The organism is Bradyrhizobium sp. BEA-2-5 (genome assembly GCF_032918025.1).
Classification (GTDB): Bacteria; Pseudomonadota; Alphaproteobacteria; order Rhizobiales; family Xanthobacteraceae; genus Bradyrhizobium; species Bradyrhizobium pachyrhizi.
On record NZ_CP136629.1, the window covers coordinates 3,080,362 to 3,105,401 of the forward strand.

At 63.4% G+C, this 25,040-nt stretch carries 25 protein-coding genes and 1 pseudogene; 17 read left to right on the forward strand and 9 right to left on the reverse strand.

Features of this window, described 5'->3' with window-relative positions:
• The first annotated feature begins 65 nt into the window (after positions 1-65).
• Entirely contained in the window at positions 66-908 is an 843-nt protein-coding gene (locus RX327_RS14245) for an MBL fold metallo-hydrolase (RefSeq protein ID WP_317250642.1), read from the forward strand.
• Positions 909-1,005: 97 nt separating this feature from the next.
• Here the strand turns inward: RX327_RS14245 and RX327_RS14250 are convergent, their stop codons facing one another.
• Genes RX327_RS14250 through RX327_RS14260 form a run of 3 tightly spaced genes read right to left on the reverse strand, consistent with a single transcriptional unit; the run spans position 1,006 to position 4,476 of the window.
• A complete protein-coding gene (locus tag RX327_RS14250; RefSeq protein WP_317250643.1) occupies positions 1,006-1,626 on the reverse strand; it encodes a DUF1254 domain-containing protein in 621 nt (206 codons plus the stop codon).
• Entirely contained in the window at positions 1,623-2,201 is a 579-nt protein-coding gene (locus RX327_RS14255) for a DUF1214 domain-containing protein (protein ID WP_317250645.1), read from the reverse strand. The genes RX327_RS14250 and RX327_RS14255 overlap by 4 nt, the downstream gene beginning before the upstream one ends.
• A gap of 1 nt (position 2,202) precedes the next feature.
• Entirely contained in the window at positions 2,203-4,476 is a 2,274-nt protein-coding gene (locus tag RX327_RS14260; protein WP_317250646.1) for a PBP1A family penicillin-binding protein, read from the reverse strand.
• Positions 4,477-4,764: 288 nt separating this feature from the next.
• Between RX327_RS14260 and RX327_RS14265 the strand changes: the two genes are divergently transcribed.
• The 7 genes from RX327_RS14265 (at position 4,765) to RX327_RS14295 (ending at position 13,445) form a co-directional block, all read left to right on the forward strand.
• The gene (locus RX327_RS14265) at positions 4,765-5,301 is read left to right on the forward strand and encodes a YcgN family cysteine cluster protein (RefSeq protein ID WP_317250647.1); all 537 of its coding nucleotides are present in this window, start codon (positions 4,765-4,767) and stop codon (positions 5,299-5,301) included.
• Between the two features lie 159 nt (positions 5,302-5,460).
• Entirely contained in the window at positions 5,461-7,056 is a 1,596-nt protein-coding gene (locus tag RX327_RS14270; RefSeq protein ID WP_317250648.1) for an MDR family MFS transporter, read from the forward strand.
• A gap of 502 nt (positions 7,057-7,558) precedes the next feature.
• The gene (locus RX327_RS14275) at positions 7,559-8,782 is read left to right on the forward strand and encodes an ABC transporter substrate-binding protein (RefSeq protein ID WP_317250649.1); all 1,224 of its coding nucleotides are present in this window, start codon (positions 7,559-7,561) and stop codon (positions 8,780-8,782) included.
• A gap of 94 nt (positions 8,783-8,876) precedes the next feature.
• Positions 8,877-9,752 carry a branched-chain amino acid ABC transporter permease gene (locus tag RX327_RS14280; RefSeq protein ID WP_018270667.1) on the forward strand — a complete coding sequence of 292 codons (876 nt, stop codon included), beginning with the start codon at positions 8,877-8,879 and terminating at the stop codon, positions 9,750-9,752.
• A 1-nt stretch (position 9,753) separates the two neighbouring features.
• Positions 9,754-10,680, forward strand: a complete 927-nt coding sequence (locus RX327_RS14285; protein ID WP_028331622.1) for a branched-chain amino acid ABC transporter permease — start codon at positions 9,754-9,756, stop codon at positions 10,678-10,680.
• Positions 10,681-12,159 carry an ATP-binding cassette domain-containing protein gene (locus RX327_RS14290; protein ID WP_317250650.1) on the forward strand — a complete coding sequence of 493 codons (1,479 nt, stop codon included), beginning with the start codon at positions 10,681-10,683 and terminating at the stop codon, positions 12,157-12,159.
• A gap of 41 nt (positions 12,160-12,200) precedes the next feature.
• Positions 12,201-13,445 carry an ABC transporter substrate-binding protein gene (locus RX327_RS14295; protein ID WP_317250651.1) on the forward strand — a complete coding sequence of 415 codons (1,245 nt, stop codon included), beginning with the start codon at positions 12,201-12,203 and terminating at the stop codon, positions 13,443-13,445.
• A 175-nt stretch (positions 13,446-13,620) separates the two neighbouring features.
• Here the strand turns inward: RX327_RS14295 and RX327_RS14300 are convergent, their stop codons facing one another.
• Both RX327_RS14300 and RX327_RS14305 read right to left on the reverse strand, forming a co-directional pair.
• Positions 13,621-14,835, reverse strand: a complete 1,215-nt coding sequence (locus RX327_RS14300) for an NAD(P)/FAD-dependent oxidoreductase (RefSeq protein ID WP_050387083.1) — start codon at positions 14,833-14,835, stop codon at positions 13,621-13,623.
• Positions 14,836-14,919: 84 nt separating this feature from the next.
• A pseudogene (locus RX327_RS14305) lies at positions 14,920-16,555 on the reverse strand (thiamine pyrophosphate-requiring protein).
• 424 nt (positions 16,556-16,979) lie between these two features.
• Between RX327_RS14305 and RX327_RS14310 the strand changes: the two are divergent.
• Positions 16,980-17,144, forward strand: a complete 165-nt coding sequence (locus RX327_RS14310; RefSeq protein ID WP_016841801.1) for a Flp family type IVb pilin — start codon at positions 16,980-16,982, stop codon at positions 17,142-17,144.
• Positions 17,145-17,174: 30 nt separating this feature from the next.
• Here RX327_RS14310 and RX327_RS14315 read toward each other — a convergent pair whose 3' ends face one another.
• Both RX327_RS14315 and RX327_RS14320 read right to left on the reverse strand, forming a co-directional pair.
• Positions 17,175-17,402 (reverse strand): hypothetical protein, encoded by a 228-nt coding sequence (locus tag RX327_RS14315; RefSeq protein ID WP_050387081.1) that lies wholly within the window; start codon positions 17,400-17,402, stop codon positions 17,175-17,177.
• A 53-nt stretch (positions 17,403-17,455) separates the two neighbouring features.
• Positions 17,456-18,436 (reverse strand): Ku protein, encoded by a 981-nt coding sequence (locus RX327_RS14320; RefSeq protein WP_317250652.1) that lies wholly within the window; start codon positions 18,434-18,436, stop codon positions 17,456-17,458.
• Between the two features lie 265 nt (positions 18,437-18,701).
• Here RX327_RS14320 and RX327_RS14325 point away from each other — a divergent pair, with 265 nt between their 5' ends.
• From RX327_RS14325 to RX327_RS14355, 7 genes are all read left to right on the forward strand, one after another.
• Complete coding sequence (locus RX327_RS14325) at positions 18,702-18,854, forward strand: hypothetical protein (protein WP_016841798.1); 153 nt, start codon at positions 18,702-18,704, stop codon at positions 18,852-18,854.
• A 398-nt stretch (positions 18,855-19,252) separates the two neighbouring features.
• Complete coding sequence (locus RX327_RS14330; protein ID WP_167350445.1) at positions 19,253-19,411, forward strand: hypothetical protein; 159 nt, start codon at positions 19,253-19,255, stop codon at positions 19,409-19,411.
• Positions 19,412-19,936: 525 nt separating this feature from the next.
• The gene (locus tag RX327_RS14335) at positions 19,937-20,215 is read left to right on the forward strand and encodes a hypothetical protein (protein WP_028331615.1); all 279 of its coding nucleotides are present in this window, start codon (positions 19,937-19,939) and stop codon (positions 20,213-20,215) included.
• A gap of 56 nt (positions 20,216-20,271) precedes the next feature.
• A complete protein-coding gene (locus RX327_RS14340) occupies positions 20,272-20,688 on the forward strand; it encodes a hypothetical protein (protein WP_050387078.1) in 417 nt (138 codons plus the stop codon).
• A 94-nt stretch (positions 20,689-20,782) separates the two neighbouring features.
• Positions 20,783-21,811 carry an NAD-dependent epimerase gene (locus tag RX327_RS14345; protein ID WP_410712161.1) on the forward strand — a complete coding sequence of 343 codons (1,029 nt, stop codon included), beginning with the start codon at positions 20,783-20,785 and terminating at the stop codon, positions 21,809-21,811.
• A 179-nt stretch (positions 21,812-21,990) separates the two neighbouring features.
• Entirely contained in the window at positions 21,991-22,248 is a 258-nt protein-coding gene (locus RX327_RS14350; RefSeq protein WP_244482555.1) for a hypothetical protein, read from the forward strand.
• Between the two features lie 767 nt (positions 22,249-23,015).
• Complete coding sequence (locus RX327_RS14355) at positions 23,016-23,225, forward strand: hypothetical protein (RefSeq protein WP_016841790.1); 210 nt, start codon at positions 23,016-23,018, stop codon at positions 23,223-23,225.
• A 180-nt stretch (positions 23,226-23,405) separates the two neighbouring features.
• Here the strand turns inward: RX327_RS14355 and RX327_RS14360 are convergent, their stop codons facing one another.
• Positions 23,406-23,594, reverse strand: coding sequence for a hypothetical protein (locus RX327_RS14360; RefSeq protein WP_028331611.1), 189 nt, complete (start codon positions 23,592-23,594; stop codon positions 23,406-23,408).
• Positions 23,595-24,261: 667 nt separating this feature from the next.
• On the opposite strand from RX327_RS14360, the gene RX327_RS14365 reads away from it, so the two are divergent.
• Positions 24,262-24,636 carry a helix-turn-helix domain-containing protein gene (locus tag RX327_RS14365; RefSeq protein ID WP_018270679.1) on the forward strand — a complete coding sequence of 125 codons (375 nt, stop codon included), beginning with the start codon at positions 24,262-24,264 and terminating at the stop codon, positions 24,634-24,636.
• Positions 24,637-24,649: 13 nt separating this feature from the next.
• Here RX327_RS14365 and RX327_RS14370 read toward each other — a convergent pair whose 3' ends face one another.
• On the reverse strand, positions 24,650-24,955 hold the full coding sequence (locus RX327_RS14370; protein WP_050387077.1) for a hypothetical protein: 306 nt from the start codon (positions 24,953-24,955) through the stop codon (positions 24,650-24,652).
• Positions 24,956-25,040 lie beyond the last annotated feature (85 nt).

The following is a 25,040-nucleotide window of genomic DNA, read 5'->3' on the forward strand; positions in this document are numbered from 1 at the left end:
AGACAATATTTTACCTATGGAAACGCGAGTGGCAAGTCTGCGCCTGTTACAGCGGAGGACCTGTCATGCGCATCCACCATCTCAACACCGGCACGATGTGCCCGATCGGAAAGCGGCTCGTGAACGGCAGCGGCAGCATCTTCCAGCGGGCGCGGATGGTCTGTCATTGCCTGCTGGTCGAGAGCAATGATGGCCTCGCGCTGGTCGACACCGGAATCGGGCTCGACGACATCGGCGACCCGCCGCGGCTCGGACGCAAATGGGTGCGGCAGACGACGCCGCGGCTCGATCCGGCTGAGACGGCGGTGCGGCAGGTCAAGGCGCTCGGCTTCTCGCCGGACGATGTGCGCCATGTGCTGCTGACGCATCTCGATCGCGATCACGCCGGCGGCGTACCGGACTTTCCGATGGCCAAGGTGCACGTCCATCGCAAGGAGTACGACATGGCAGTGACGCATCAGGTCGCGCCGCCGATAGGGCGCTACATCACGGCGCAGTGGCAGCACGGGCCGGACTGGACGTTCTATGGTGCCGACGGCGAGGACTGGTTCGGCTTCAAGGGCGTGCGCGCGCTCGGCGACCGCGAGCCTGACATCCTGATGATCCCGTTGCCGGGCCACACACTCGGCCATTGCGGGATCGCGGTGCGCGACAAGGACAGGTGGCTGCTGCACGCCGGCGACGCCTATTTCCACCACGCGCAGCTCGATGCCAGGCCGCGGATCCCGCTGGTGCTCGGCATGTTCCAGCGCCGGGCGGACATGGATCGCGCGACGCGCATCCAGAACCAGGAGCGGCTGCGGCAATTGAAGGCGGCGCATGGCGCCGATGTGATGATCGTCAACAGCCACGATCCCGTCGACTACGAGACCTGCCGCTGCGGCCGGCACGCGCTTGCAGCCAACTAAAGCGCGATGAGATTAGGTTGAATCGTCATCGCGCCTTAGCTTGTTGTTTGAGCATGATCTTTTCGGAAAACCGCTTCACACTTTTCCGGATCATGCTTTAGCGCTTGCGGGCGGTGGGCGGCGGGGCCGGCACAGGCAGCGGCGGCGGCGCCTCCTGCTTGGCCGCGACCGGCTCGGTCTGCACCTTGCAGGAGGAGGCGGCCAGCGAGGCCTGCGCCTGCGGCATCAGGCCGGGCTCGGGGGCGAGCGCCTTCATCAGGATCAGGCCGGTGGTAGCAGGGGAATCGATGATCAGCCGGTCGGCCGCGGTGACCTCTTCGTCCTCGGGCAGCTCGCTGTGCTGCGCTTCGGTCATCAGGTCGAGTTCGATCACCTTGCGGCCCGCTGAGCGGTCGTTGATGGCGTAATAGGCGATCTCGTTGCGGGTGTAGAACGAAACAGAGGTGTAGGCCTGGCTCACCGGCACCGTCAGCTTGATCGGTCCGCCCGACAGATCGTAGCGGCAGATCGCCAGCGCGAAGGCCGGATCCATGAACGGCATCGGCGAAGTGTTGGGGTCGGCGAGGGGAAGCTGGGTGACGGCGTTCACCTTCGTCATCGGCGTCAGCCGCGAATAGGCATCCTGCGTCGCGATCCGCGGCAGCGCCAGCACGCTGACGAGATGGACCACGAGGCCCAGCACCACGCCGGCAACGATGGTGAACATGAGCCGGATCATGAGCAGCCCGCCGTCGTGATGCTTGGCATCGGCGCATCGCGCTGGGTGCGCGTTGCGACCCCGACCGGGGTGTCGTAGAGGCGCAGCATCAAGGCATAGCGCTCGATGCCGCCGGTCGGCAGCCAGTTGCCGGCACGGGAGCGCGAGGCGATGCGGATCTCGAACGAGCCGTCGGACTGCCGGACGATCTCCTGGCTGGTGAAGCCGTAGCGCTGTAGCGAATTGGCGACGAGGTGGCCTTTGCGGTCGTACAGCGTCAGCGTCCAGAACCGCGCCGGCGGCGTCACGCCGGAGACGACGACATCGCAGCGGCCGTCGAGCGCCTTCTTCTTGTCGTCGGTGGTGGCGGTGAAGGCGACGCCGTCGCCGGTGCCGATCGGCAGCTCGCCGTTGCGCACGATGGTGGCGCGCGAATAGGGGTCGGCGTCGGCGGTGCCGGTGCGCGGCCGCGCGGTCCAGGCGCCGATGGTCAGCGTGCCGATCTCGGTGCCGCGGGTCGCTGTCGCGTAGGTCAGGCCGAGGCCGACGGCCGTGGCGATGACGAGTGCCAGCAAGGTGGTGAGGAGGAGCCGCACGTCAGTTCTTGCGTGGCGCTGCCGGTGTCGCGCCGTCCGGCCCGGCCGCGGCAACGTAGTTTTCGGGGAACGCCAGCGCGCTCGAGGACTCGGCCTTGCCGGTCTTCGAGGGCTCGTTCAGCGTGGTCTTGCCGGCGGTCCTGGCCGCATCATCGAGCAGCTTCTCGACGCGCACCAGGACGTCGGCACCGCGCTTGGTCAGCACCGGCGGCGGACCCGGCTTGGTCTCCAATACGCGGGGCGCCGCGTTGGCCTGGGCATTGGCCTGCGCCGGCTGCGGCGGCAGCTTCTGGCCCATGCCGACGCCGGGGATCTCCCGGACCTCGACGCCCTGATGGGCCGCGAGCATGATGTCGTGCCAGGTCTGCGCCGGCAGCGAGCCGCCGGTCATGCGATTGGTCGGCGAGTAGTCGTCGTTGCCGTACCAGACCGCGCAGGTGAAGTTGCCGGTGTAGCCGACGAACCAGGCGTCGCGATACGCATTGGTCGTGCCGGTCTTGCCCGCGGTCGGAATGCCGTCGAGCGCGGCGCGGCGTGCGGTGCCTTCGCTGACGACGTGGCTCATCATGCCGGCCATGTCGGCGGCAACGGAAGCTGGGATCGCCTGCCGCGGCTTTGGACCGTCGCGGTCCCAGCGCCAGACGAGGTCGCCGGTGCCGGTGCGCACTTCGAGCACCGCATGCGGCGTCACCGCCTTGCCGCGGTTGGGGAAGGTCGCGTAGGCGACGGCATGCTCGAGCACGGTGACTTCGTCCGAACCGATCGGCAGCGACGGCGTGTCGGGCAGCGGCGCCTTGAGACCGAAGCGGCGCGCGACCTCGACGATCTTGGCGCGGCCCGCCTTCGGTCCTTCCTTGCCGCCCATCACGATCGACAGCTTCACCGGCACGACGTTGATCGAGCGCGTGATCGCCTGCGTCAGCGTCACCGAGCCGGAATAGGAATGGCCATAATTCTGCGGGCACCAATTGCCGATGCAGACCGGGCCGTCGACCACGATCGAGTTCGGCGTGTAACCGTTCAGCAGCGCCGTGGTGTAGACGTAGGGCTTGAACGAGGATCCGGGCTGCCGATAGGCGTCGGTGGCGCGGTTGAACTGGCTGGCGCCGTAGTCGCGGCCGCCGACCATGGCGCGGATGCCGCCGTCGAGATCGGCGACGACGGTCGCAGCCTGCGTCGCGTGATAGTCACGGCCGAACTGGCGCAGCTGGTTCTCGACCGCGTCCTCGGCCGCCTTCTGCACATTGGCGTCGATGGCGAGACGCACCACGAAGACGCGCTCGATATAGGACTTCGGGAAGGTGTCGACCAGCTTGCGCATCTCGTCGAAGGCGTAGTCGAGATAATAGTTCGGCGAAGCCTCGTCGCGGCGGTCGACGGCGAAGGCCGGGTTGCGGCGGGCACCGAACACCTGGCCCTCGGTCATGAAGCCGGCATCGACGAGGTTGTCGAGCACGACGTTGGCGCGGGCGCGGGCGGCGGGCAGGTTGATGTGGGGGGCGTATTTCGTCGGTGCCTTGAACAGGCCGGCCAGCATCGCAGCTTCCGCCAGCGTCACGTCGCGCGCCGACTTGTTGAAGTAGAAATGCGCCGCGCCGTCGACGCCGAACGTGCCGCCGCCCATGTAGGCGCGGTCGAGATACAGCTTGAGGATCTCGTTCTTGGTCAGGCGCCATTCCAGCCAGATCGCGAGGAAGGCCTCGTTGACCTTGCGCTCGATGGTGCGCTCGTTGCTCAAGAACAGGTTCTTGGCGAGCTGCTGGGTGATCGAGGAGCCGCCCTGGCGCACGCCGCCGGCCTGGGCGTTGGTGACGAGCGCGCGCGCGGTGCCGGCGATGTCGATGCCGAAATGCTCGTAGAAGCGGCGGTCCTCGGTCGCCAGCGTCGCCTTGATCAGGACATCCGGAAAATCTTCCAGCGGGATCGAATCGTTGTGCTTGATGCCGCGGCTGCCGATCGGATTGCCGTAGCGGTCGAGGAAGGTCACCGCGAGATCGGATTTCTTCAGCCAGTCCTCGTCCGCGGTCTCGCGAAAGGCGGGGATGGCGAGGGTGAGCATCACGACCAGGCCGCCGAGCCCGAGCGTCGCGGCCTCCGACAGCGGCTCGATGAACACCCAGCGCTTCCAGCGCCCGACATAGAACCGGTCCATGAAGGTCGAATAGCGCTCGTAGAGCTCGCGAATGCCTTTGGCCGAGGAGAACAGCGAGGAGTCGATACGCGCATCGAGGTCGAGGAAGAAATTCCGGACCCTCTGCTTCCAATGCGACGGCATGATCTGAAAGGACCGGACCCTTGATCAGTTCGACAGCGCTGCGGGCGCCCAAACCGGGCACAGGGCAGCGTCTTGCTTCGATGTTGCGGCAATCCCAAGGCGCTTTTGCGTCGATGGGGACTCGTTCGTTGTTCTATCCGAGCGGCTGCCATAAACCAATGGCGCGGCTTGTGAATTTAATGGGAGCCCTAACGCTGCCCACCGGCTTTTTCGACTCCGCAATACCACCCCCTTGCGCAAGCGTTGCCGGCATCCCAAGAAGAGTTGCACCGCCATTCCAGGGATATCATGACCGCACCGCCCAAGCGCCCGTCGGACCAGGAAGAATTCTTCTGGAAAACCAAGACGTTGGAAGAGATGTCGAGGTCCGAATGGGAAAGCCTGTGCGATGGCTGCGGCCGCTGCTGCCTGAACAAGCTCGAAGACGAGGACACCGGCAAGATCTACTTCACCCATGTCGGCTGCAAGCTGCTCGACGGGGCGAGCTGCGCCTGCAAGGACTACCCGAATCGTTCCGACAAGGTTCCGGATTGCGTCCGCCTGACCCCGGCCAATGTCCGCAGCCTGAACTGGCTGCCGCCGAGCTGCGGCTACAAGCTCGTCGCCGAGGGGCGCGACCTCTATTGGTGGCATCCGCTGGTTTCGGGCGATCCCAACACCGTGCATGAGGCCGGCGTCTCCGTGCGCGGCCGGGTGGAAGGCACCGAGCTCGACGTCAACGACGCCGATCTCGAGGATCATATCGTGCGATGGCCGGCGTTGCTGCCGAAACGGGCACAATTGAAGAAGCGGCCAAAAATGCTGGGCAAGACGACCAAAGCGTGACGTCGTCGCCGCGTCCGCGATCACGTCACCGCGAGAACATCGCGGCGGGATGCACCCATGCGCTGGGGTGCCTGCCTCAGCATTCAATTGCTGCATAAATTGCAAAGCAGAGAATGATTCCATCGCGGGACGCCCCCGCGCAGCAGCATTACGCCTCAAATGAACAAGTATGAACGGCAGAGCCGGATTCCTGCCGACCAAGCGACATTGCCTGACGACATTGCCGACGAGCTTTCCCGCCTTCCCAGCGAGGTGTTCGAACTCAGCGAAGCGCCGCCGCTGGCGCCGCCGGCCCCGCTCAATCCGGACGAGGTCCGCACCATCGTCATCAGCCTGATGCTGACGATGTTCCTGGCAGCGCTCGACCAGACCATCGTGGCGACCGCGCTGCCGACCATCGGGCGGCAGTTCCAGGACGTCTCCAATCTCTCCTGGGTGATCACAGCCTATCTGCTCGCCTCGACCGCGGTCGCGCCGGTGTTCGGCACGCTCAGCGACATCTATGGCCGCCGCGTCATGATCATCATCTCGCTCAGCCTGTTCGTCGCGGGCTCGGTGCTGTGCGCGATCGCGCCGAACATGCCGATGCTGATCCTGGCGCGCGGACTTCAGGGCCTCGGCGGCGGCGGCATCATGCCTGTCGTGCAGACCGTGATCTCCGACGTGGTGAGCCCACGCGAGCGCGGGCAATACCAGGCCTATTTCTCCAGCGTCTGGATGGTCGGCGGCATTCTTGGCCCGGTCATCGGCGGCGTGTTCGCCGAGCATCTGCACTGGTCGATGATCTTCTGGATCAACCTTCCGCTCTCGGCCGCTGCGATCGCGCTTCTGCTGCCGAAGATGAAAAAGATCCCGGTGTTCCACCGCAAGCGCAAGGTCGACTGGCTCGGCGGCGTGCTGCTGATGGCCTCCGCCGTCGTCTTCATGCTGGTGCTGACCTGGGGCGGCACGCGCTATCCGTGGCTGTCGCCGACCATCACCGCGATGGTGGGCGCCTCGATCGCGCTCGCCGGCGCCTTCGTCTGGCACGCCCGGCGCGCGGACGAGCCGTTCCTGCCGCTGCCGCTGCTCGGCGGCTCGGTGGTGCCGTTCGCGATGGGGGCGGGCGGCTGTGCGCTCGGCGCCATGGTCGGCCTCACCGTCCAGCTGCCGCTCTACTACGAATCCGTCTATCATCTCACCGCCAGCGAGGCGGGGCTTGCGCTGATCCCGCTCGCGGCGGTCTCGACCATCGGCGCGGCCGTCGCCGGGCGCACGATGGCTCGGGCCAAGCACTACAAGCGCGTCGCCATCATCGGCACGTCGGTGGCGGCGATCTGCGCCGTCGGCATGGCGGTGACGACGCTTCCGCTGTGGGGATTGTTGCTGTTGATGAGCGTGTTCGCGCTCGGCCTCGGCACCACCTTTCCGGTCTGCGTGGTCTCGGTGCAGAATTCGGTCGCGCGGCCGCAGGTCGGCACCATCACCGGCGCCTTGAACTTCTTCCGCTCGCTGATGTCCTCGTTCACGGTCGCAGCTTTCGCAGCCATCCTGCTGATCGCGCTGGGTGCCGACATCCCGCTCGCCGGCGAGCATCATGCCGCCTCCGCCAGCACTGTCAGCGCGATCCCGATGGCCGACATGATCCATGCGTTCCGCTACGTGTTCGGCGCCGCCGCCGTGCTGCTGACCACCGCCTCGATCTGCATGATCACGATGGAAGAGCGCCCGCTCGCCGGTCCCGCCGCCCACCCGCCGGCGGAGATGGCGGAGTAGGGGCGGTCGCCTCATTCACCAATGTCGTCCCGGCGAAAGCCGGGACCCATACGCCGCGGCGGATGTTGTGAATGGCACTCGTCGTTCCAAATCGCGTAACAATCAGCAACCGTGGTTGTGGGTCCCTGCTTTCGCAGGGACGACACTGAGCTTGTCGCACGACCAGCGGGCAACAATCCGCGTTCTCGCGATGAATTGCCCGAGCCTTGCTTTTCGTTCAGCTCTCTCCGCTTCGCTCACCCTGCGTAATTTGCGCAGCGGGGAACGACGATCTGAGAGATCGGCGCCCCACGACCTTTTATTCCCCCTCTGCCTCAAATTTATTCAGCCGCACCGCGCCGACCCACTACTTTAGTCGCCGTCCATGCATGGCGATCTGCACGCAGTTTCACTTGCTGCGCATTTTGTCGCGGCTATAGTCGCGCCCCAAGAGCTCGAAGCAGCCGAAGAACAAGAGGAGAGAAACAGGGTGACAAGAACATCGCGACTCCCCGTGCATGCGATGCAGAAACTTGCAGGAGCGGCCGTGTTGGGCCTGTTGGCTGCGGCGCCCAGCGGAGCGCTGGCTGCCGACACCCTCAAGATCGGCGTGATCGCCGAAGCGCAGGCGATTGCCGGTGCATCGATCCCGCAGGCGGCGCAGCTGGCCGCCGACGAGATCAACGCCAAGGGCGGCATCAACGGCCGCACCATCGAGATCGTCAGCTATGACAACCACTCGTCCTCGGCGGATTCGGTGCGTGCGTTCCAGCGCGCCGTCAACGAGGACAAGGTCAATGTCGTCATTTCGAGCTACATCAGCGAAGTGGTGCTGGCGCTCGAGCCCTGGGCTTCGCGCCTGAAGACACCGTTCGTCACGCCCGGCGCCGCCTCCAACGAGATCAGCAAGAGCGTCCACGCCGATTACGAGAAGAACAAGTACACCTTCCACGGCTACCTGACCTCGGCCGCGCTGGCGCTGTCGGTCTGCGACGCCGCCAAGGAGCTCTTGGTCGATCAGAAGCACATGAAGACCGCGGTCATCATGAGCGAGGATGCCGCGTGGACCAAGCCGCTCGATGTCGGCTACGAGGAGTGCCTGCCGAAAATCGGGCTCAAGGTCGTCGACCATATCCGTTTCTCGCCCGACACCACCGACTTCACTCCGATCTTCAACAAGGTCGAAGGCTCCAAGCCTGACGTGATCATCACCGGCATCTCGCATGTCGGCGTGCAGCCGACGGTGCAGTGGAAGAACCAGCAGGTGCCGATCCCGATGTTCGGCATTTCCTCGCAGGCGACCAACGAGACCTTCGGCAAGGACACCAACGACGCGGCGGAAGGCGTGCTGTATCAGGGCGTGTCCGGCCCGAACGTCGCGGTGACGCCGAAGTCGGTGCCGTTCGCGGAGGGCTTCAAGAAGCGCTACGGCAACTATCCGTCCTATGCGGGCTACACCGCCTATGACGAGGTCTACTACATCGCGGATGCGGTGAAGCGCGCCGGCTCGGTCGAGGCCGACAAGATGGTCGATGCGCTGGAGAAGACCGACTGGGAAGGCACCATCGGACGTGTCCAGTTCTACGGCAAGGACGATCCGTTCACCCATTCGATCAAGTACGGCAAGGGCCTGATCACCGGACTGATGCTGCAGTGGCAGGGCGGCAAGCAGGTCGCGGTCTGGCCGAAGGAGGTCGCCAAGAGCGACCTCAAGTTCCCGAGCTTCATCAAGCTCACCACCAACTAGCTGATGGCAATGCTCCCGGGCTGTTCCCGGGAGCATCCCTATTCAGTTCCGCGTCCTCCACAACAGGCAGCCCTGCTGCCGCGGCCAATCTGAGATGCTTGCCTTACAAATCCTGATCGATGGCTTTGCCATCAGCGCGCTCTATGCGCTCGGCGCCACCGGTTTCACCCTGATCTTCGGTGTCTCCGGCGTCCTCAACCTCTCCCACGGTGCCATCATGGTGGCCGCAGCGGTCGCGGCCTGGGCCGCGGCCAGCGTGCTGCACCTCGACATCTACACCGGCGCGCTGTTCGGTGTCGGCGTCGCGCTGATCGTGTCGTTCGCGACCTATTTCGCGGTCGTCAAGCCGATCCAGAACTCGAGGCGGATCCCCAACGAGGAGAAGGAAATCTTCGTCCTCACCGGCACGTTGCTGTGGGGCATCATGATCCAGGAGCTGATCGCCTATTTCTTCACCAACAACGCCAAGACGGTGTTGCCGATCGTCGAGGGCGTCGTCGATATTTTCGGCAACCGCACGCCGCGCAACAATATCTTCACCGCGCTGGTCTGCTGCCTCGTGATCGGCCTGCTGTGGCTGCTGGTGAACCGCACCAGGACCGGCAAGGCGGTGCTGGCGGCCTCGATGAACCCGCGCGGCGTCACGCTGCTCGGGCTCGAGCTCACCCAGATCTACATCGTGGTGTGGGGCATCTACGGCATTCTCGCCGGCATCGCCGGCGTGCTGCTCGGCATGTTCCTCGGCGTCAGCTCCTACAGCGTCGGGCCGCTGACTGCGAGCGCGTTCTCGATCGTCGTGCTCGGCGGCCTGGGCAGCGTGTCGGGCTCGCTGATCGCAGCCTTCGTCGTCGGCTATCTCGAGACCATCACGGCCTACATGATTTCGCCGGCCTATCGCACCATTCCGGCGCTGCTGCTTCTGGTGTTCGTGATGTATATCCGGCCTCAAGGCCTGCTTGGGAGGCGCTGAGATGGCCAGCTTCTTTTCCTCGCGCCTGTTCTTCATTTCGCTGGTCTGCGTGGTGATCGCCGCGACGCTGCCGTTCTACGTCTCGGGCTACATCCTCGGGCTGCTGACCGTCGCGTTCTATTTCGGCGTGTTCGCGATGGCCTGGGACCTCTTGTTCGGCTTCGCCGGCGAGGTCAATTTCGGCCCGACCTTCCTGATCGGCACCGGCGCCTACACCGCAGGGATCCTCAACAACCAGTTCGGCTGGTCGGTCTATCTCTGCATCCTGCTCGGCGCGTTGGCCTCGGTCGTCGCGGGCTTCGTGCTGGCGCTGCCGGCGCTGCGGGTGAGGGGGCCGTATTTCGGCCTGACCACGCTGGTGGCGGTCTTGATGCTGCAGAACTTCGTCGTGGTGTTCGCCGATCTCACCGGCGGCGAGATCGGGCTCACCATCCCCGACGTCATCACCATCAATGCCGGTGCCAATTACTGGATCGCGCTCGGCTTCATGACCGTGAGCGCGGCCATCCTCTATGGCCTGTCGCAATCGCCTGTCGGTCTCGTGCTGCAGGCGAGCGGGCAGGACCCGGTGCAGGCCGGCGCGCTCGGCTTCAACATCGTCAAGCACAAGCTCGCGGCCTTCATCGTCAGCGCCTTCTTCTCGGGACTGTCGGGCGCGCTGCTCGTGTTCTACTTCGGCACCGCCTCGGTCGGCACAGTGGTCGACGTCGCGGTCGGCGTGAACGTGATCGTTTCCGCCGTGCTCGGCGGCCGGCGCACGGTGCTGGGGGCCGCGCTGGGCGCGATCTTCCTGATCGTCGCCGGCGAATTCCTGCGCCCGACCGGCGAGCTTGCGACCTTCATCGTCTCGGCGGTGGCGCTGCTCGTCGTCCTGTTCTTCCCCGGCGGTTTCCTCGGAGCGGCCCTGTCACGCGAGGCGCGCTCTTAAATGGATCAGACTGTGACCACAGCAACGCTCACCGTCCGCGGATTGACCAAAAGATTCGGCGGTCTGACCGCCGTGAAGAACCTGTCGTTCGATCTGCATCCCGGCGAGATCCTCGGCCTGATCGGGCCGAACGGCTCGGGCAAGTCGACCGCAATGAAGAGCGTGATGGGCATCGAGCGCCCGACCGCGGGCGAGGTGCTGTTCGAAGGCGAGAACGTCGCCGGGCTGCCTGCGCACAAGATCGCGCGCAAGGGCTTCGGCATGGTGTTCCAGCACTCGCGGCCGCTGAATCGGCAGACCGTGCTGGAGAACATCATGGTCGCGCTGTTGCCCGACAGCCTGTTCATGCTGTTTCCCGACAAGGCGCTGACCGAGCGCGCCAAGTGGATCGCCGAGCGCGTCGGACTGGGCGCGGTGATGGACCGCCGTCCGCCGACGCTGCCGTTCGCCGACCTGCGCCGGCTGGAGTTGGCGAAGGCGATCGCGCGCGACCCCAAGGTCGTGCTGGTCGACGAGCCCTTCGCCGGTCTCACCAGCGCCGAGGTCGGCACCTTCTCCGCATTGATCCGCAGCTTCCGCGACGAGGGCCGCGCGGTGATGCTGGTCGACCACAACGTCAAGAGCGTCGCGGCGCTGGTCGACCGCGTGCTCGCGATGTATCTCGGCGAGGAGATCACGACCGGCCGCGCCGAGGACGTGATGAAGAACGAGACCGTGCGGCGGGTCTATCTCGGCGGCGCGATCGAGACCCATGCGCGGCCCGAGACCTCGTTCAAGGACAAGGTGCCGTTGCTGCAGGTCGAGAATGTCAGCGTGCATTACGGCAAGGCGCAGGCGCTGGAGAACGTCTCGATCCACGTCCATGAGGGCGAGTTCGTCTCCGTCGTCGGCCTCAACGGTGCCGGCAAGACCACACTGTTCAACACCATCTCGGGTTTCCTGCCGTATACCGGCGAGATCCTGCGCGGCGGGCAGCCACTGCGCGGCACGGGACCTGCGAAGATCGCCCGCTCCGGCCTCGTGCAATGTCCGGAATCGCGCGAATTGTTCGGCGAGATGACGGTGCGGGAGAATCTCGACCTCGGCGGCCAGCATCTCGACGACGCGGCGCGGGCCAAGCAACTCGCCTGGCTGTTCGAGCTGTTTCCGATCCTGAAGGAGCGCCAGGGCCAGATGGCGCAGACCCTGTCCGGCGGCGAGCAGCAGATGCTGGCGATCGGCCGCGCGCTGATGAGGCAGCCGCAGATCCTGATCCTGGACGAGCCGACGCTGGGGCTTGCGCCTGTTATTCTCGAGCTGCTGTCGAAGGCACTGGAGAAGCTGCGCCAGACCACCAAGATCACGGTGCTGCTCGGCGAGCAGAACGTGACGTTTGCGCTTCCGCATGCCGACCGCGTCTATGTGCTGGAGCACGCGCGGATCGTCTGGGAAGGCGATCCGGGCCGGTTCGCCGCGGAGGCCGGCAAGGACTTTCTGTGACGTTCGATCATTAACAACAAGAAAGCAAAGCAAGGGAGATCATGATGACAGCATATTCAACCACGACCCGCGTCAGCCTGTTGGCCTCGGCGCTCGCGCTCTGCCTCGCGGCGCCGGCCTATGCGCAGTCCAAGGACCCGATCAAGATCGGCATCATTGCCGAAGTGCAGTCGATCGCGGGTGCGGCGACGCCGGGCGGCGCGCAGATCGCCGCCGACGAGATCAACGCCAAGGGCGGCGTGATGGGCCGCAAGATCGAGATCGTCACCTACGACAACAAGAGCTCGTCGGCCGATTCAGTGCGCGCCTTCCAGCGCGCGGTGAGCGAGGACAAGGTTTCGGCCGTGATCGCGAGCTATATCAGCGAGGTCGTGCTGGCGCTCGAGCCGTGGGCTGCGCGGCTGAAGATGCCGCTGATCACGCCCGGCGCCGCCTCGAACGAGATCACCAAGGCGATCCACAACGACTATGAGAAGAACAAGTACACCTTCCACGGCTACCTGACCTCGGCCGCGCAGGCGCAGCTGGTCTGCGATGCGGCCAAGGAGCTGTTGGTCGACCAACTCAAGTTCAAGTCGGTCGCGATCATGAGCGAGGACGCGGCCTGGACCAAGCCGCTCGACGTCGGCTACGAGGCCTGCCTGCCGAAAGCGGGCCTGAAGGTGGTCGAGCACATTCGCTTCTCGCCCGACACCACCGACTTCACGCCGATCTTCAACAAGATGGAAGCCGCCAAGCCCGACGTGATCGTCACCGGCATCTCCCATGTCGGCGTGCAGCCGACCGTGCAGTGGAAGAACCAGCAGGTGCCAATCCCGATGTTCGGCATCAGCGCGCAGGCGCTGAGCCCGACCTTCTGGGGCGACACCAATGGCGCCGCCGAGGGCGTGCCTTCGCTCGCGGTGGCAACGCCCGATGTTGCGGTCACGCCGAAGACCAAGCCGTTTGCGGCGGCGTTCAAGGCCAAGTTCGGCACGCCGCCGGCCTATACCGGCTACACCGCCTATGACGAGGTCTACATCATCGCCGAGGCAATCCAGCGCGCCGGCTCGACCGATCCGGACAAGATGGTGACCGAGCTCGAGAAGACCGACTTCGAGGGCACGATCGGCAAGATCCAGTTCTACGGCAAGAACGACGAGTTCACCCACGGCATCAAGTCCGGTCCGGGCGCGGTGACCGGCCTCGTGTTCCAGTGGCAGGGCGGCAAGCAGATCACGGTCTGGCCGAAGGCGATCGCCGAAGGCCAGATGAAGTTTCCGAACTTCGTGAAGCTGTCGCAGTAGCAGACGTACTCGCCGTCATTGCGAGCCACCCGGTAGGCGCGAAGCGCCGCCGGATGACAGGCTCCGCGAAGCAATCCATCATACCACTCGGGATGGATGGATTGCTTCGTCGCTTCAGCGCAAAATTGCTTTGCAATTTTGTCGCGGGCTCTTCGCAATGACGGCGTGGCTTCTCTTATGACTTCGTCGGCGGCGCCGTCTGGATCGTCGGCGCGGCCGCCGCGAGCAGCGCGGCGCGGTCGCCGTTGCGTGGCGGATAGATGCGCTGCCGGTTGATGGTCTGCTTGGTGAGCTTGGCGGCGGCGCCTGTGGTGTGCACCTCGCGATCCCAGCCGGTGGTGTAGAGCGCGCCCCAGGCGCCGAGATCGAGCACCGTCACATACCAGTCGATATTGAGCTGCAGCAGCTTTTCGCCGAACAGGTCCGCGACCACATTGTGGCCGGCGAAGCGGCCCATCGGCCGCGCGAACTGGCACGACATCACGGTCGGGTGCTCGCCGTCGATCAGGCAGGCGGCGACGTCGCCGGCGGCGAAGACGTCCGCAAGGCCTTCGACGTGCATGGTGTGGTCGACTTTGATCCGGCCGAGCGCGTCGCGCCTCGCCGGCAGCGAGGCGGCGAGGGGGCTGGCGCGCATGCCGGCGCACCAGACCACGGTTTTGGTCGGAATGATCTCGCCGCTATCGAGCGTGATGCTGTCGGCGCCGACGGCACGGACCCGGACATTCAGCCGCATCTCGACGCCGAGCGTGGCCAGCGCCTCGTTGATGACCGGGCGGCCATGCGCGCCGAAGGTCGCGCCGACCACGGGATTGGGATCGATCAGGATGACCCGATGATCGCCGGTGATGCCGGCGTGCGCCAGCTTGGCCGGCATCTCGGCCGCGACCTCGATCCCGGTGAACCCTGCACCGATGACCGCGACGCTCGCGCGCGCCTCTGACGGCGGTTGTTTGCCGAGCGCCGCCAGATGCGCGTCGAGCCGCATCGCTGCTTCATACGTGTCGACATCGAAGCCGTGGGCGGCAAGGCCCGAGATGGCGGGGCGGACCAACTCGCTGCCGGTGGTCAGCACCAGCCGGTCGTAGCTCAGAACCTCCGCGCCCGCGCCGGTCTTGATCGTGACCGCGCGCGTCGCCGGATCGATCGCCGCGATTTCGGCCACCCTATGCCTGACGTCGACCGGATCGAGCAGGTCCTTGAGCGGCAGCGCGACATCGCCGAGATCGACCTCGTAGTTGCGCACCCGGATGTTGTGATAGGCGTTGCGATCGACGACCAGGATTTCGGTGTCCACTGCCCGCGCACCGATTTCGTCGCGCTTGCGGGCTGCGCCGAGCGCGGCCCATAGCCCGGCAAAGCCGGCCCCCAGCACCAGGATGCGCGCCATCTCTCCCTCCGAAGTTGCACCGGAGGGAGCTTGCCTGCGCTGGCGCGGTCAAATCAAGTGGCAGAGCGGGCGTGTGAGGTGCCCTCACGTGCCCGGCCGCGACACCTCGGTCTCCTTGCTGGTGATGAACTCGAGCAGCACCGGGACGCCTTCCTGCGTCTTCTGGATGCCCCGCTTGATCGCGGGCACGATGTCCTCCGGCCTGGTCACCCGCTCGCCATAGCCGCCGAAGGCGCGCGCCATCGCGGCGTAGTCGCCGGAAATGTCGGTCGAGCGATACTTTTCGGTCGAGACCGGCATCACCTTCAGTTCGATCGCCATCGAGAAATTGTTGAGCAGGACCGACATGATCGGGATGCGTTCGCGCACCGCCGTCTCGAAATCCATGCCCGTGAAACCGATGGCCGCATCGCCCCAGACATTGATGCAGAGCTTGTCGGGCCTTGCCAGCTTGGCGCCCATCGCCAGCCCGAGGCCGTAGCCGAGCTGCGTCGTCTTGCCCCAGCCGAGATAGGTGAGGGGCGCGACCGCTTTCCAGAACGGAGAAAGCTGGTCGCGCGGACTGCCGGCATCGTGGGTGATGATGGTGTTCTCGATGTCGACGGTGTGCTGGAGGTCCCACAGGACGCGGTAGGGATTGAGCGGCGCGTCGTTGTGGGTGAGCTTCGGCATCCACTTGGCGAGCCACTCCTTGTGGGAAGCGGCGATCTCCTCGGCGACCGCGCCTGCGTTGCGGTCCGACGTCACGCTCCTGCCGATCTCCTCCAGCAGCGCGTCGAGCACGAGGGCGGCGTCGCCGACGAGGCCGATCTTCGCTTCCACGTCCTTGTTGAGATGATTGGGATCGAGCGTGGAGTGAATGATGGCTTTGCCCTTCGGCATCGCGATGCCGAAATTGGTCTCGGTGAAGGAGCAGCCGATGCCGAAGATGACGTCGGCCTCGCTCAGGAATTTCGGAACCGCGCGCGGCACCGCAAGGCCGCCGGAGCCGAGCGAGAGCGGATGCGTTTCCGGAAACGACGATTTGCCTCCGAGGCTGGTGGTGACGGGGATCGCCAGCCGCTCGGCGAGCCGTTTCAGTTGTGGCCACGCCTGTGCGTAATGGACGCCTTGTCCGGCATAGATGACCGGCCGCTTGGCGCCAACGAGCAGGGCTGGCCGCTTCCTTTACATGTACGGGGTCGGCGCCGTAGCGGGTGCGCAGCGCCGGCGTGTAGTCGAGCGGTTCCGGCACCTCCTCGTTCCACATGTCCGAGGGGATCTCGACGATCACGGGCCCGCCGCGGCCGTTCTTCAATTTTGTAAACGCCCGCCGAAAGATGTTGCAGACCTCGGCTGCGATGTTGATCGGCTCCGACGATTTTGAAAACGCCTTCATCGCCTGGCTGGAATTGAAGTTCGGGTCGATATTCGCCAGCCGCCGGGCATAGCCCATCGGCAGCACAAGGACGGGTACGGATTCGCCATAGCACTGCGCGACGCCGCCCATCGCGTTCTCGGCGCCCGGGCCATGCTGCATGCAGAAGGCGCCGATCTTCTCGCCCGAGGTGACGCGTGAGATCGCATCCGCCATGTGGATGCCGACGCGCTCCTGCCGCACCATGACGGGGCGGATCTCGGCTTTCGCCGCGTGCTCGATCAGATGGTTGACCGGATAGCCGCAGAGGATCTCGATCCCCTCGCGCCTCATGATTTCCGCGATCGCGGTCCCGAGCTTCATGACGGTCACTCCCTTTGCATGCGGCCGGTTCGTTCCGGCCTCGTTGTCGCCTGTCCGATAAAGGAACAGGATTCCGCGGCACCGGTAAAGCGTGGCCGAGGCCGGATCAGGTAGTTCTGATATGCGTTTACGACTGAAGCTATTTCCGGTCAGACAGGATCAGAACGGAGCTCTAGATACTTGTTTTGACGGGTTTTCCTTGCGCGAGCCGGTGTCCACTTCGCTGGAAAGCGCTCCGGCCGCGGCCCGGTGTCTCGCCCGACGGCACCCTGATGCAGGTAGAACTAGCAGGGAAATTCCCTGCAACCTTTAAGCGATCGTTCATCCTTTCCCTCAATGGGCCGTCAACCAATGCGGCCTAGTTTGGCAGGCATATTACTACGGCGCGGGAGAAAAAGCCGCGAGCGTCGGACAGGAGCTTTTCATGCGCGCGTTGATGGCAAGGTTTCTGCGTGATGAGGTCGGGGCGACGGCCATTGAATACGCCATCATCGCCGGTGGCATCAGCATCGTGATCGTCGCCGGCGTCAGGGGCATCGGCACCAGTGTAAGCGGTCAATTCAATGCCGTCAGTTCGGCATTCAAGTAAGCGCTGCCGGCAGTTCGGCATTTTCCGGATTCAGTCGTCCCCATTCAACGCGCGCAGCATCGCGATGCGCGCGAACATCAACCAGCCGGCACCTTGTTCCGCCGCATTGATCAGATGCTCGACCGCGATCTGCCAGCGCGTTTCCTGCTGAGCGTCTTCCGATAGCTTCATGATGTAGTCGGCCGCGTGCTGCAGCGTCACCAGTGTGCCGCCGCGATGCAGAGCGATCGGTTCATCAAACGGCGTCGACCAGGGCATCTCGACCGGGACATCTCAGGCGCTGTGGACCGGGCTCATCTTGCGGTCGTGCGCTAGCCTGCCTTCTTCCGTGCCGCGGTGCCCTGGGCGCGTGTTGTCTTCTCGGCCTTCTTCGGCTCGGGCTTGGCGGCCTCCTTGGGCTCGCGCTTGCCGCTGCCCGAGATCGGCAGCAGCATCTCGCGCTGGCCCTCGACGCGCTTCTTCGGCCTCTTGCCCTTGACGGTCTCCTTGGCGACCTTCGCCGCGGGAGCAGCGTCCTTCTCGTTCGCGATGCTCTTCTTCAGCGCGTCCATCAGATTGATGACGTTGCCGCCGGTCTTCGCCGCGGGCTTGGCGACCTTGATGCCGTTGCGCTTCTGGTTGATCAGGTCGATCAGCGCCTGCTCGTAGCGGTCCTCGAACTCCTCCGGATCGAAGTCGGCGGACTTCTTCTCGACGATGTGTTTTGCGAGGTCGAGCATGTCCTTGGTGAGCTTCACGTCCTGGATGTCGTCGAAATATTCCTTTTCGCTGCGGACCTCGTAGGGGTAGCGCAGCAGCGTGCCCATCAGCCCGCTGTCGAGCGGCTCCAGCGCGATGATGTGCTCGCGATTGGTCAGCACCACGCGGCCGATCGCGACCTTGTTCAGGCTGCGGATGGTCTCGCGGATCACCGCATAGGCATCGTGGCCGACCTTGCCGTCCGGCACGAGGTAGTAGGGGCGGATCAGATAGCGGTTGTCGATGTCGGCCTTGGGCACGAACTCGTCGATCTCGATCGTGTGGGTGGAGTCGAGCGCGATCTCGTCCAGCTCGTCCTTGGTGACCTCGATATAGGTGTCGGTGTCGACCTTGTAGCCCTTGACGATGTCCTCGGAGGTCACCTCGTCGCCGGTCTCGGCGTCGACCTTGAGGTATTTGATCCGGTGGCCGGTCTTGCGATTGATCTGGTTGAACGAGACCTTCTCGGTGTCCGAGGTGGCCGGATAGAGCGCGACCGGGCAGGTCACGAGCGACAAACGCAGAAAACCCTTCCAATTGGCGCGGGGGGCCATGGGGGAAACTCCAGGGAAACTCCGATTACGCAACCGACGGACCGGTCAAGGATAACACCGGGAACCCCAGTTTGAAACAACACGGCCCGGTGAATCTCGCAACGGCGTTAACCGTGTCCTCGCGCTGCGCCCGTTTGACGCGGCGGGCGAGACTGCCGTCGGCCCAGCCGTCAACGCGCTCGGAACATCGCTCCCGATCACGCGTTGGCTGTCGAAGGGGCGCGGCAAACGCCGGAATTACAGGCACTTAAGCAAAGAGGTTGCCATGGCAACGGAACGACACGGCCAAATCGTCGAAACCCCGACCGAGGCGCGCCAGGCCGAGCCTGGACCTTCGGTTCTCGCGCTGCTCACGGCCTCGACAGGACTGGCCGTCCTGATCCTCGGCATTGTCTGGTTCGCCTTTTTCCGCGTGTGAGGCGATTATCATTGGTTGGTCGCGTGCGAGGACTTGATTGTTAAACTGAGAGGCGAGGCGAAGCGGGCAGATTGCTCCCGGGAAGAATCCGTTCGGTCGATCGCGCCGGCATACGGGCCACATCGCATGGTCAAGCTGCACGACCGTCTTGATCGACGTACGTGACGTCGATCGGACCAGGACACGACATGGAAATTCCGACGCGCGGGCCGCCGCGATCGCCAACGTCGAATTCCTGACCGTGTCGAACGGAATTTCCACTGCGCGATGGCGTGCGGCTTGGCGGCGATTTGCAGCGATGATCTGTGATGCGCAAGGCGAATGGCTGTGGCAACGCGTCACGAGATCATCGAAATTGACTGCTAGCTGATTTGAATCAGATACGTCTTGAGCCTGAGATGTTCTATTCGCAAGAAGAAAAAAACTCATTGCTGGCGCGCCTCAAGGAGAAAAGCGTTTCAGGTGCCTTCGTCGGACTGACGGTGCTGGCTATGGCGGGGTGGATTTATCTTCTCAGCTCGATGTTCCTGAAATTCATGCTCTGGTGGTTCTCCTGAGACGTTCTCTCGCGAGAACAATTATTGTCGACGCCTGATTATTGTTGCGTCGTTCGATTGCACAAAAATTCCAGCGGCTGAACAATCTTTCGGCGCGTCCAATCATGATGTCGTCACAACTTCGAATGTTAATAACATCGGGGCGAACGTGGACGGTTGTGATGATTTCTCCTGCTCTCATTCTCGCGGCGGTGTTCGTCGCAGGCTTCTTCTCCGGTTTCGCTTCGCGCTCGTGGAGGTCGCACAAGCGCCGCGCGCAATATCGGATCTATGCACCGTATGTGGCGCCATCAGCCGCGAAATCGTCGAGGCGGGAACCGGTCAGCGCGTTCGGCCACATGCGTCGCGCGTTCTAGCGGAGTAGTTCGATCGAGGTAGCGCGACGGTGTGCGGCGAGTTGGGGTTGGCTGGCAACATGCAATCGGTCATCATATCTGTGTCCGTTGCGGCAGGCGGGTTGGTTGCGTGCCAGCGTGCGCCTGATCTCGTCGCCGGCCCCGCGGATCGCAAGGGAACTTTCACGTCATGAGTGATCTCAGGGGGCATTCGCCAAGGCGGTATGTCGTCGATGTCAGTGGCCGGCGCGTGCTGGTCGGGCTGACGCTTGAGGAGACGTCGGAGTTCGAGGACCTGGACTCCTCGCTGCCGGTATTGGCGGACGGGGACGGTAGGGGAACGGGCTTGGTGCCGTCAGCCGGTGAGGGACGGTGGCTCGAACTCTATGACAAGCACGACAAGGCCTGGATCAAGTGGAAAGCCGACCTGAGGGCCGGGCACGAGGGCAATTCACCCTTTTTTAACTAAGACCGGGCGATTTTCGACCTGAGCTGCCTGAATGGGCCCGAACCGGATACTGACAGATGTTTCAGCTGTTTTTGCGGTCTCGCGCGCATGACCTGATCAAATCGCGGCGCGGCGAGGAAGGTTTCAAGGCACGCTCGGCCGAGCGCGATGCCGAGACCGATCGCGCCCGGATCGGATCGATCATGGCCGCGATCGAGGCCGCGTTGCGGGCGGCCGAAAGCGAGCAATCCGGTCTTGGCCGCCGTGTCGATGATGTTCTGGCCCGCGCCGCGGTGACCCTCGGCAACGGCACCGACGAATATCTGGAACGCGAGGCGCTTGACAACTATCATCAGGACCTGTTTGACGCCGAGATCTCCAACGGCCAGCGCCGGCTGAAGGAATTGGCGACCGAGATCGCGCACTTCAAGTTCATGAAGGCCGCCGTCCTGAGCCGCTTTCCGGACTACAAGCCTCCGGCCGCCAGCAACTGACGCCTAGCGGCGCGCAGAGCGAAGGCAGCCGCGGCTGCCCCGTGTAACGGCGTATTCGAATGGTCCGGCGCAAGGCGAAAGGCACAGGCAAGACGTGGTGATCGCAGGCAATCTACTGGTCACGGGCTGCGCCGGCTTCATCGGCTTCCATCTGGTGGAGCATCTGCTGCGGGCAGGGCAGCCGGTCATCGGCATCGACAATCTGAACGACTATTACGACCCGGCGCTCAAGCGCGCGCGCCTCGATCTGCTCAAGCAGCACCGTGGCTTCACCTTCGTGGAGCTCGACCTCGCCGACCGAGCCGGCATGAAGGCGCTGTTCGAGCGTTATCGCTTCGAGATCGTGGTACATCTCGCCGCGCAGGCCGGCGTGCGTTATTCCCTGCAGAACCCGCACGCCTATGCGGATTCCAATCTGGAGGGCTTCCTCAACGTCCTCGAGGGCTGCCGGCACACCGCGTGCAAGCACCTGTTGTTTGCGTCCTCATCGTCGGTCTATGGCGCCAACACCAAGCTGCCGTTTTCGGTCCACGACAATGTCGACCATCCCGTCAGCCTGTACGCCGCGACCAAGAAGGCCAACGAGCTGATCGCCCATTCCTATAGCCATCTCTATCGCGTACCGGCGACCGGGCTGCGGTTTTTCACCGTGTATGGGACGTGGTATCGGCCGGACATGGCGCTCTATGCGTTCGCCGACGCGATCACCACGGGCAAGCCGATCCAGCTGTTCAACAACGGCAACATGCGGCGCGACTTCACCTATGTCGACGACGTGGTCGAGGCGATGGTGCGGTTGATCGGCCGCGCGCCGGAGAGCGATGTCAACTGGTCGGGAGCGCATCCCGATCCGGGTTCGAGCCGGGCGCCGTGGCGGGTCTACAATATCGGCAACAGCAGGCCGGAAGAACTGATGCATGTGGTGGCGCTGCTCGAGCAGGGCTTGGGGCGGCAGGCCGAAAAGCAGTTGCTGCCGATGCAACCGGGAGATGTACTGGAGACGTCGGCCGACGTCTCCGACCTGGAGCGTGAAATCGGCTTCCGCCCGCAGACGCGGATCGAGGATGGCATTGCCAGGTTTGTCGCCTGGTATCGGGCCTATCACGACGTCGATCGGAACTAAGCGCCGCGAGAATCGTCGTCGCGTTCCAGCTCGCGGTCAGAGCTGATCTTCGCGCAAACGCGATCGGCGTTTGTCGCGACGGAAAACCGCTTCGCACTTTTCCGGATCATGCTTTAGTGCGCTCCTTGCGAATCCGGGCTCGAGAAAAAAACTGATTCAGTTTGGAACGGAGTGTGGCAATGCGAGTTATCTCGGGTTTTGCGATCGCCTTAGCCGTGATCATGATCTCCAGCGCAATGGCTCCGGCGCATGCGATCGACGTGCAGGTGGCGCGCGCCTGCGATGCCTTGGTGGCGAAGGCATTTCCGCCGCTACAGCCCGGCAATCCCGCTTCCGGGAGCGCGCGGGGCGGTGCCAAAGCCCAGCGGGACTATTTCAACAAGTGCGTCGCCAATGGTGGCAGGATGGACGACGATACGCCTCCTAAATCGAAATAGCGCGCGATCGCGACGCGTGGCGAATTAGCAATGCTTATGGCGAATCTTCGCTGTCGCTGCTGTTCGTGGGGACTGTGCAAGCGCGTGCGAATGCAGCGACAAGCGCGCGAAAGGCGTTCGCTCCCTCTGTCCAAGCCGGACGCTTCGGTCCCGCTCATTTTAATTAGAATAGCGTTAGCGCGGCTGGGTCCGGCGGAGGCGAAATCGCGCTTGATCCGATGTCCAGCGTTGAATTCATTTCGCTGGATTGCTCGAGCGCTTCAGGACCCGTCAGTCGCTTCAATATTCGCAACCGGTCGAAACACTCTGCGATCCTTGATGGACGTAGCAGCAGCAGATTTTGCGTCTACGGAGCAGCTTTGGTGGAATATCTTGTGTGCACCTGAGCGCGTCCCTTGAAGCGCGATCGCTGTAACACGGCGACATTGTGATAGCCGGACAATGCGCGTTCGGTTGCACGACACGGCAGCCATCAACGATCACCAAGCAATATCATGCGCTTGGTAGAGCTTCTGACCCACATCGAGCCGCGTTGTCCAGCCGCGCGCCTTATCGCTGCCGCTGCCAACTCATCCGTACGACACATCAAAGGCCGCCGATCGAGCGCTTCGCGATCAGGTTGTGGAACCTGATTGAGAAAATTTAACTCGGAGCCATGTTGGTCGCAAACCTGCCCCATTAACCGCCTTCCATGTGCGCGGAATAACCCTGTCATCGAAACTTCAATCACATCGCTCATACCCTTAACCGCAGAGCGAGGGCGCGCCATGAAGCAGCACAAAGTTCAACATTTGCATCAGCCGATCGAAGAGGCGTTGCTCGCGACCAATCAATCGCTGCGCAACGAAGTCGTTGCGCTGATGCTTGATATCGCTGAGTTACGTGAAATCCAGGAACGCCCGGGCTCGTCGCGTTCGTTCGGCATGTCTCGTGAGCAGAATACCCCGCGCGTCGCGCTGCGCCGGGTTCACAGCTGAAGTCCGTCAGCCTCTTTCTCATCGGCAGAATATGCGGCCACATCCTCGCCAAGCCGGCGAGCATGCCGGCGCGTCTGCAGTTGCGGACATTTCAATTTTAAATTGAATGATGCGCTGGCCCAATGCTCGTTTAGGCGAGCTGGCGGACGTTGCTGCGGACGGTCGTGAGGGCGGGGGCGGTCAGTGCTCCAGCGGCACGGACTTGCGTGCCCCGACATCGGACAGACGCTCGCGCAGGATCCAATTCTGCAAGACCAGTTCGACCGCGGTATGCCGGAGCTCGCAATTCTCTGCGACGAGGCGTTCCAGGATGTCGGCCGCCTCGCTTGACGCGGGTTGGTTCCCCTCGAAGACCTTGAGACGCGCCATGGTGTCGATCCTCGCAAAAAAGTTGATCAGAGACTGGCTCCGACAAGCGTCAGCACAGAATGGTTCGCGGATTATCGGGCGGACGTGGTTCCGCCTGATGGCCTCGGGTGGGAAAGCGCTTAATTGATAATTCGTGGATCGAGATATGAGCGTTAGGTCTCGTTAAAATAATCCTCAAATATGTTGAAACCCTCATGACGCCTAACGTCCTAGTAACTACTGCTGGGCGTGTACGCCCGCAAGCGGCCGGACGTGAAAGTCGCGGGATTAATTTGTTAGAAATTTGTGAAAGTTGCGCTTGACCGATGGGGCGATTATCGCGGCGAGGCATGGCGCACTCACAATCTGTCGAGAGACCGATTGAATATTCTCATTTGATTCCCGTTTGAGAATGCAAACAGTGCGCCAGTTATCCCGATCAAACTCTCATACACAGAAAGTCGTATAACTTTTTTTATCGGGCCCTTTCAGCGGAGGAATATTCCCCGTATATTCCAGTCAATACCTTGCAGCTTCGGCGTTTCTTCGCACTATGTGTTGCTGCCGACCGGCAAGTTCGAGGCTCCCGAAAGGCCCCCGGGAAACCCTCAATTTGAATTTCCTGTTGCATTTACATAGCTTATAGGCCATGCGATGATTGCTAATCTAGGGGGCAATGAGATGACCAATGAGGCGTCATTCTACTGAGGAGATCAGTTCCAAGGTCAAACAGGCCGAGGAGCTCATGGCGCGGGGGCAGTCCCAGGCTCAAGCGTGCAAGGTGCTGGGCGTTAGCGTGATGACATTTCATCGCTGGCGCAAGCAGGAGGCCGCACGTGGCCATCAGGCGAATGGTACTGTTACCGAATTCGCCGCTCGCACCGATGATCGAGATGGGATCCCCCCTGTCCATAACCGTATTGATGAATTACGGCTGGAAAATGAACGGCTGCGCCGGATCGTGACCGACTTGCTGCTCGAGAAAATGAAGATCGAGGAAAAGCTTGCGCTCAGGTCCGGCGGCGGGAGCGGCTTGCCCCGCCGTGGTGAAGCCCAAAGCTGACGTAAGCTATCCGTTAGTGGATGCGTGAAGGCCTGGGAGCCAGCAGCAGCTGGTCGCTCAGGTGTGCCTTCTCCGACCTTGCGCGCAGCTCTTCGAAGATCGGACGCAGTCTGGCCTGTGCAAGGTCCAGACCCCTGACGATGTCCTCATTCGGCATGTCGGCCGGGAAGCGGGCCGCGCGCAGCTTTGTCTCGATCGCCTTGACCAGCACCTCGACGTCGTCGCGGTGCTGGCCCGCGACGAGCTCGGCGCCCATCAGGCGGATGAGATGGAGGAGGGCCACCAGCGCGGCCTCGGTTTCGCCAGCCGATGAACTCATGCGCGCTCTCTATCCGATATTAGCAGCAGGTCTTGCGAGCTCACGACCTGCCTGATAATACACATATGAATTGTTAACACGAATG